Origin of the sequence: Acidovorax sp. HMWF018, assembly GCF_003061035.1 — a bacterium.
Lineage (GTDB): Bacteria > Pseudomonadota > Gammaproteobacteria > Burkholderiales > Burkholderiaceae_C > Acidovorax > Acidovorax delafieldii.
In genome coordinates this window covers 1-7,149 of the sequence record NZ_QAIM01000468.1, presented here as the reverse complement: position 1 = coordinate 7,149, position 7,149 = coordinate 1, and the positions used below count along the sequence as shown (strand labels likewise).

Below are 7,149 nucleotides of genomic sequence, written 5' to 3'. Positions count from 1 at the left end.
CTGCTCAACGACACCGAGGACTCGCCCCTGTCGATTGCCATCGAACTTGAAGGCCACTGCTATTCGCGCCTGCGTAGCTCTGACGACTTCAGAGAAGGTGTCGAAGCATTCCATGACAAGCGTCGTGCCCGCTTCACGGGCACCTGAGTTTCCTGAATTCGTTCCCCAGCTTCCCCCTGCCGCTTGACCACCAACAACCCAACGAGGAGACATACGTGAAAACCAGAAACACTGCCATCGCCCTGGCGATTGCCTGTATTGCAAGCAGCGCTGCTGCGCAGAACCAGCCCATCCGCATCGGCGTCGTGACGCCACTGTCTGGTACCTATGCAGGCATTGGCCAGCAGGTGAAATGGGGCCTGGACCTTGCCGCGCGCCAAATCAATGCCGCCGGCGGAGTGGCCGGTCGACAGCTCGAGCTGGTCTATGAAGACGAAGAAGCCAACCCGGCTGTTGCTGTGCAAAAGGCAGAGAAGCTCTTCCAGGTCAACAAGGTCGACTTCCTGACCGGCACGGTCAATAGCGGCGCCACCCTTGCTGTGGGTCAGGTAGCAGAGCGCAACAACCGCCTCATTGCAACCACCGTTTCATTTGCCGACTCCATCACTGGTGACAAGTGCTCTCCTAATGTGTTCCGCGTGAACGCACGGGCAGGCATGCAGTCTGCTGCACTGGCCGACTGGATAGCTCGCACACGGCCCAATGCCAACGTCTTTTATCTCGGACCCGACTACGAAATGGGCCGTAGCACGGTGGCAGCATTCAAGTCTGCTGCGGAAGCCAAGGGCGCAAAATCCGTGGGTGAGGTGTTTGCTCCGCTGGACAACAAGGACTACTCCCCGTTCTTCGGTCAGATGCGTTCGTCGCGTCCTGCCGTGATTTACACCTCGGTTGCAGGTAACGACACGGTGCGCCTGTTCTCCCAGATGTCTGAGTTCGGAATCAACCGCAACGTTCAGGTGGTTGGGGCCTCCGGCACCGTGACCTCGCAAAACCTGCCCGCCATCGGCAAGAACGCGGACGGCTTTGTGACCGGCGTGGGCTATGCAACGAGCATCGACAGCGCCGAGAACCGCAAGTTTGTAGCCGACTTCGAAGCCGCCAACAAGAGCGCACCGGACCTCTACGGCGCCGACAGCTATGGCGTGTTGTTCTTCTACAAGGCAGCGGTCGAGAAGGCAGGCAGCACCGACACCGACAAGGTGCGGGCCGCCATGCGTGGGCTGCAGTGGAGCACCCCTCAAGGCACAAAGACCATGCGTGCGGGTGACCACCAGGCGATGCAGGACATGTACGCGATGCGTGTGACCAACGGCAAGTTCGAGCTGGTGGGCGAGGTCAAGGCCGACGCGGCCATCGGCGCCGACGTCTGCACGCGATTCTGAAGCCACGACCGAGTCCAACACCATGAGCAACGCTATGGAATGGCTGCAGTTCGTACTGGCACCACAGATGATTAACGGCCTGTCCATTGGCGTGGCCGTGGTGTTGATGGCATTGGGCCTGACCATCATCTTCGGTCTGCTGGATGTCATCAACATGGCCCATGGCGAGTTCTACGCCATAGGAGCCTACCTTGCCGTCGCCTTGTTGGCGACGGGCATGTCGTTCTGGTGGGCCCTGGTCCTGACGCCGCTGCTGATGGCGGTGTTGGGCTTCGTCACCGAGAGAGGACTTATCCAGCGGGTGTTTCACAGCAAGGACCGGCACACGCTGACCCTGCTACTCACCTTCGGCGTGGCGGTGGTGCTGGAAGACGCGCTCAAGATTGCGTTCGGCGCCAACCCCCTTCGCCTGGAGGCGCCCATCAGCGGCGCCACCGAGATGCTGGGATTGTTCTTTCCCAACTACCGTCTCTTTGTCATGCTGTTCGGGGGGGCGCTCATCGCTGGGGTATGGCTGCTGGTCTTTCGCACCTCGCTGGGTGCCATCGTTCGAGCGGCCGCATATGACCGGAACATGAGCGCCTCGCTGGGTGTTCCGGTACAGCTCGTCTACGCGGGCACCTTTGCCTTCGGGGTGGCCCTGGCTGGTATCGCTGGCGTTTTGCTGGCCCCCATCTACTCGGTGTTTCCGACCATGGGTAAGGACTTCGTCCTGATCGCCTTCAGCGTGGTCATCATCGGCGGCATGGGCTCCATCAAGGGTGCTTTGCTGGCAGGCCTGTTGCTCACGCAGGTGCAGTCCATCTCCAGCCTTTACATCTCCCCGGTGTGGAGCGACCCCCTGTTGTTCGGCATCATGGTCCTCGTGCTGATGTGGCGCCCGCAAGGCTTGTTCGGAAAACTTGGGAGCGCCTGAAATGAGCACACCAGCATCTTCTTCGACGATTGGCCCACGTGGCGGCGCTGTAGCCACGGCGAGCAGCGAGCGGCCGCGCCGCTCTGCAGCAACCTGGCTTGCCATCCTGTTCTTCGCCGGTGCGCTGCTGTTTGGCGGCGTCGCGCTGGCCCTGGGGGACGTCTTCTACCTACGCCTGGCAACAGAAGCGCTGATTTTTGGTGGGCTCGCCCTCTCCGTGGACCTTCTGCTGGGCAGGGTTGGCCTGCTGCCGTTGGGACAAGCGCTGTTCTTTGGCCTGGGGGCATACGTCTCTGCGTTGGTGCTCAAGAACTGGAGCGATTCCTTCTGGCTGGCTTTGGGCGTCACCCTGGCTTTCAGTGCTGTGGTCGGTCTGATTGGTGGGCTGATTGCCATTCGCGCCAAGGGTGTCTACTTCGCACTCATCAGCTTCGGCCTCGCCCAGGTTCTGTCCAAAGTGGTCTACAACACCCGCGAGCTCGGTGCCTCAGACGGCATCATCGGCGTGCCCTCGGCCAACATCATGTGGGGCGTCAACTCGGCGACGCCATCGGGCTTCTTCCTGGTGGTGCTCGCCTTTATCGGCGCGCTCTACCTGGTGTTGCGCTATCTCATGGACACACCCGTGGGTCGCCAGCTCGACGCCATCCGAACCAACGAGCACCGAGTCTCCTTCTTGGGTGAGGACCCCTGGCGTTACAAGCTGGGGGCCTTCGTTGCAGCCGCGTGCATTGCCGGTTGCAGTGGTGCGCTCTATCCCATGCTGCGCGGCTTCGTCTCGCCTGAACTGATGTTCTTCCAGGTTTCTGGCAACGCGGTCATCAACGTCATCGTCGGTGGCACCGGAACACTTATCGGCCCGCTCTATGGTTCTGCCATCCTCACCGGCCTGCGCTCCGTGGTGGGCTCCTTCACCACGCATCACCACATCGTCATCGGCGTGTTGTTCGTGATGGTGGTGATTCTCATGCCGCGCGGCCTCATCGGTTACGCGACACCCGCCCTACAACGCTGGCTAGATGCTCGACGCAACCAGAAGGAGAACCGTTGATGAACCCCATTCTGTCGGTCAAAGGCATCAGCGTTCAGTTCGGCGCCCTCAAGGCAGTTCAGGATGTGAGCTTTGAGGCTCAGCCGGGAAAAATCACGGCCGTGATTGGCCCCAACGGGGCTGGCAAAAGCAGCCTGTTCAACCTCATAAGCGGAGCCATCCGTCCCTCGTCGGGCTCGGTGCGCTTCGATGGAGAGGACGTGACAGGCCGCGCGCCCCACCAATTGCTCAGATACGGCCTTTCCCGCTCGTTCCAGATAACCAATCTGTTCTTTGAGCTTCCAGTGCGAGAGAACTTGCGCCTGGCAGCGCAGTTCCTCGAGCAAGGGCGCGGCCTGTTTCGCCCGCTGGCTCGCAGCCAGGCGGCTGCTGCACGTGTGGACGAACTCCTTGAACAGTTCGACCTTCGTAGCAAGGCAGATGAGCTCGCGGGCTATCTGTCGCACGGGGAGCAACGCCGTCTGGAGATTGCCGTGTCTCTGGCATCACGCCCGCGCATGCTGCTCCTCGACGAACCCACTCAGGGCATGAGCCACGGCGACACACGCGAGACCGGGGCGCTGATTCGCGGGCTCTCCCACAACCATGGTCTTTCCATTTTGCTGGTCGAGCACGACGTGGACCTGGTGATGCAGTTGTCGGACTTTGTGGTGGTGATGCACCAAGGTCAGAAGCTCGCCGAGGGCACGCCGGCAGAAGTGCGTGCCAATCCGGCGGTTCAGGCTGCCTACTTCGGGGAGAAGCACTGATGTTGGAACTCAAAGGCGTTCACACCCACTATGGTCTGAGCCACGTTTTGCAAGGAATTGACCTGCAGGTGGGCAAGGGCGAAGTGGTTGGCCTCTTTGGCCGCAACGGGGTGGGTAAAACCACGGTGATTAAAACCATTGCCGGTTGGGTGTCGCCCTCCAGCGGAGAGGTCATCTTTAACGGCGAACCACTCAACGGCGTCGGCGCGGACCAAATCTGCCGCCGAGGCATTGGCCTGGTACCCGAGGACAGGCGCATCTTTCCTGGGCTGACTGTTGAAGAAAATCTACATCTGGGTCAGATGCAATGCCCGTCGCGCAGCCGCTTGGACTCGCGCAGACGAATGGAGGAAATCTACCAGCGGTTTCCGCGCCTTGCGGAACGTCGGCGGCAGATGGGTACCACCTTGTCGGGCGGCGAACAACAGATGCTCGCTATTGCGCGGGTGCTTGTTGGTGAGCCAAAGCTCCTGCTCATCGATGAGCCCACGGAGGGTCTGGCACCCATGATTGTGGATGAGCTGTTCACCTTGATTGGCAACTTGGCCAGCGAGGGGATTCCCATCGTTCTGGTTGAACAAAACGTCAACCGGGCCATCGGCTTGGTCAACCGCTTCTACATGCTAGAGCGCGGCTCGGTGGTTCTCGATGGCGGCGCGAATCACGCTGACCGTTCTGCGCTCATGGAACGACTGGCAGTCTGAGCTCAAAGCCCATTCGGCTGCTGACCACTACAGAGATGGCGTCAAGACAATGGGGAGGCCACGTCTTTCAACGACGCTGCACGGGAAAAACCGGATTGCTGCGCCCATACCCTGGACGGCCGCCATCCAGAATGGCTGTGGCATCCTCCTCGCACTCGGGCTCTAGTCGGGAACAAACATTCAGGTGAGCGTGGGCACTGCTTCAGCAGTTAAGTGAAAGGACAACATCCGAAAAAAGCGGCGTCTCGACCGTCAGAGCTTCCTCAACGCGCTCATTGGAAAGCGAGCCGCGCTGGAAATCACGGAAGCGCCTGAGGACGACGCGCCTGCCCCCAATTTGGGAATGGGTGATGAGACCTCCGATGGCGCGGCGGCCTTGGAATCAGACGATTTAGGGACATCCGCGCCAATCGGGGCACCCGGGGGCTCGACTGAAGAGTCGAAGCGACGGCTTCAGCAACGCCAGCGCTATGTGGAAGACTCTCAGCGCAGCATCGTTGACGCAGTAGAAGTCTTCCTCAGGAATTTACGTGAACAGGCTCAGACGCAATCGTTGGGTGTGGTCGACTTGCTGCGCCTTAGGGCGCTGTTGGTGGTGGTCCTGGGCTCAGGGAGTAACAAGGCGGATCTGCGGCCCAAGGACTTGAGCTCGCAGGTGCGTCGTCGGCAGGTGCTTCCATCCAGAGGGGATGCCAGTTGGCGGGGACGCGTTGGACGGCTTCTTTTCGAGTTCTTCCGCGACCACGCTGCTGCTCGCCCGCCGCTCATTAGGACTTTATGCCTGGAGATTGACGACAACCAAGGGCTACCAGAGGACGTGCTCGAGTGTTGGGCAACTTGCTTCTGGGCCATTTGTGCCATGCGTGTGGCCACCGACGACACGGGTGCTTTTTTTGATGTGTCGGCCAGAGAGTCCATGCTGGCACATGATCTGTACCGGTTTAGCCGACTGCTGCCGGCGCAAGCGCTTGGTTCAGTTGTGCGCGAAATCTTCATGGGTATGAGCGCGCGTTATGCGGACAGGCTTGGCGTCAGTGCTGATCGCATTGAACAGGAACACCAGGCGTTAGCTGCGACCGCCCATGTTTTGAGTTCTTAGAGCCTGTTTTCGATCTCTTGCCTAGCAGAGCCAAGAATGCGAGATGGATGACTGCAAGCTGGTGTTCAGATATCTCTCGCAGTTCTTCCACGGTCGGTGGTTCATCTCCAACCAGGCTGAAGCCGCCACGCCGATGTCGGTTCTGCAGCGATTGCGGTCTTCCAATGCCAGAACACGGATTTCCGGTATAGATCACATATCGTACGTACAAGCCATTCGAATTGGCGCTCCGGCCACCGATGTTGGCCCCTTTGACGAATCGAGTCGCGTTCTTTCAAGCGCAAGGCTTTCCGCCAGCCGTCAGGGCAAGCTCGCACCATCGAACATTCGCGGGGAGATTTGTCCCAAGTCCAGTCCGTCAATGCACGCCAGATTCACCGCGTAGGCTTGCTGGCCATTGCGCCGGATATCCGTGAAGCACTGGATCCCGCAGCGGGTACAAAAATAGTGTTGAGCGAAATCTTTCGAGCCATATGACTTCGTGCCCATCTCAGAATCAGTGCTTGCCCATTGGAATGACCCAGGTTCTGCCCGGTGCATCACAGCGCCCCTGCGCACGCAAAAACTACAGTTGCACCGAAACGGATCTTGAAGGCTGATCAGAGCCTCGAACTTCACTGTCCCGCAATGGCAGTGACCCTCATAGATTTTCATTGGGGCTTGCTCCTCTTGGACGGGACAGCACGCGCTGCGGTCGATGTCGGCTTCGGGGCCGAAGAACCGCTCTTGGAGCGCTCCTTCCCGAACACCTCACATGTCAACCACCGACGCAAACCATCCACCTGCCGGATGACCACCCCGGGATCTCTGCTTGCTTGAGCCACCACCGCCGCGCCTTGCAGGCAGGTCAGCACATGTTCAGCGTGGCGCATGGCATCTTCAGCAGTACATGAGCGAGCAAACTGTGCCCGGAGCCATTCAAGCAACCCAGTAAGCAAGGCCGCCGCCTGGGGGTGCAGATCGTCGTCACCCAGCTTACCGAGTTCCGTGCTCAGACTGCCAAGTGGGCAGCCCATCACGGCAAGCTCCGGGGCCGATGTCTCAACATGTGCGAGCAGTCGCTCAACGACAGCCAGCGGCGGCGCGTCTGACACGTCCAAGGATAAGGAACCGCCTGAACTATCCCCCGAAATGGCTACCCCTACAGCATGCTGTCGCGCTTCGGTTACCGCCCTCAGCAAGTCCGGCTTTGTCTTGAAGTAGTAAGCCAGGTTGCCTTTGAGAAGCCCGGACTGTTCCGCTACG

8 protein-coding genes and 2 pseudogenes are annotated in these 7,149 nt (G+C 60.0%); 7 read left to right on the top strand and 3 right to left on the bottom strand.

Annotated features, from left to right (window positions below; translation table 11 throughout):
- From DBR23_RS31205 to DBR23_RS29395, 7 genes and pseudogenes are all read left to right on the top strand, one after another.
- A pseudogene (locus tag DBR23_RS31205) lies at positions 1 to 147 on the top strand (enoyl-CoA hydratase/isomerase family protein); the annotation flags it as partial.
- A 68-nt stretch (positions 148 to 215) separates the two neighbouring features.
- Positions 216 to 1,385 carry an ABC transporter substrate-binding protein gene (locus DBR23_RS19675; RefSeq protein WP_108499322.1) on the top strand — a complete coding sequence of 390 codons (1,170 nt, stop codon included), beginning with the start codon at positions 216 to 218 and terminating at the stop codon, positions 1,383 to 1,385.
- A 22-nt stretch (positions 1,386 to 1,407) separates the two neighbouring features.
- On the top strand, positions 1,408 to 2,301 hold the full coding sequence (locus tag DBR23_RS19670; RefSeq protein ID WP_108499321.1) for a branched-chain amino acid ABC transporter permease: 894 nt from the start codon (positions 1,408 to 1,410) through the stop codon (positions 2,299 to 2,301).
- Between the two features lies 1 nt (position 2,302).
- Complete coding sequence (locus tag DBR23_RS19665) at positions 2,303 to 3,352, top strand: branched-chain amino acid ABC transporter permease (RefSeq protein WP_233250590.1); 1,050 nt, start codon at positions 2,303 to 2,305, stop codon at positions 3,350 to 3,352.
- On the top strand, positions 3,352 to 4,101 hold the full coding sequence (locus DBR23_RS19660) for an ABC transporter ATP-binding protein (protein WP_108499320.1): 750 nt from the start codon (positions 3,352 to 3,354) through the stop codon (positions 4,099 to 4,101). The genes DBR23_RS19665 and DBR23_RS19660 overlap by 1 nt, the downstream gene beginning before the upstream one ends.
- Complete coding sequence (locus tag DBR23_RS19655; protein ID WP_108499319.1) at positions 4,101 to 4,805, top strand: ABC transporter ATP-binding protein; 705 nt, start codon at positions 4,101 to 4,103, stop codon at positions 4,803 to 4,805. Before DBR23_RS19660 ends, DBR23_RS19655 begins: the two co-directional genes overlap by 1 nt.
- Before the next feature lie 343 nt (positions 4,806 to 5,148).
- On the top strand, positions 5,149 to 5,904 hold the full coding sequence (locus DBR23_RS29395) for a hypothetical protein (protein ID WP_146191380.1): 756 nt from the start codon (positions 5,149 to 5,151) through the stop codon (positions 5,902 to 5,904).
- Between the two features lie 10 nt (positions 5,905 to 5,914).
- On the opposite strand, the pseudogene DBR23_RS19650 reads toward DBR23_RS29395, so the two are convergent.
- The 3 genes and pseudogenes from DBR23_RS19650 to DBR23_RS31200 all read right to left on the bottom strand — a co-directional run.
- A pseudogene (locus DBR23_RS19650) lies at positions 5,915 to 6,021 on the bottom strand (IS5/IS1182 family transposase); the annotation flags it as partial.
- Positions 6,022 to 6,204: 183 nt separating this feature from the next.
- Positions 6,205 to 6,558 carry a GFA family protein gene (locus DBR23_RS32310; RefSeq protein ID WP_108499318.1) on the bottom strand — a complete coding sequence of 118 codons (354 nt, stop codon included), beginning with the start codon at positions 6,556 to 6,558 and terminating at the stop codon, positions 6,205 to 6,207.
- A partial coding sequence (locus DBR23_RS31200) for a hypothetical protein (protein ID WP_108499317.1) occupies positions 6,555 to 7,149 on the bottom strand: 595 nt, incomplete at its 5' end. The genes DBR23_RS32310 and DBR23_RS31200, both read right to left, overlap by 4 nt.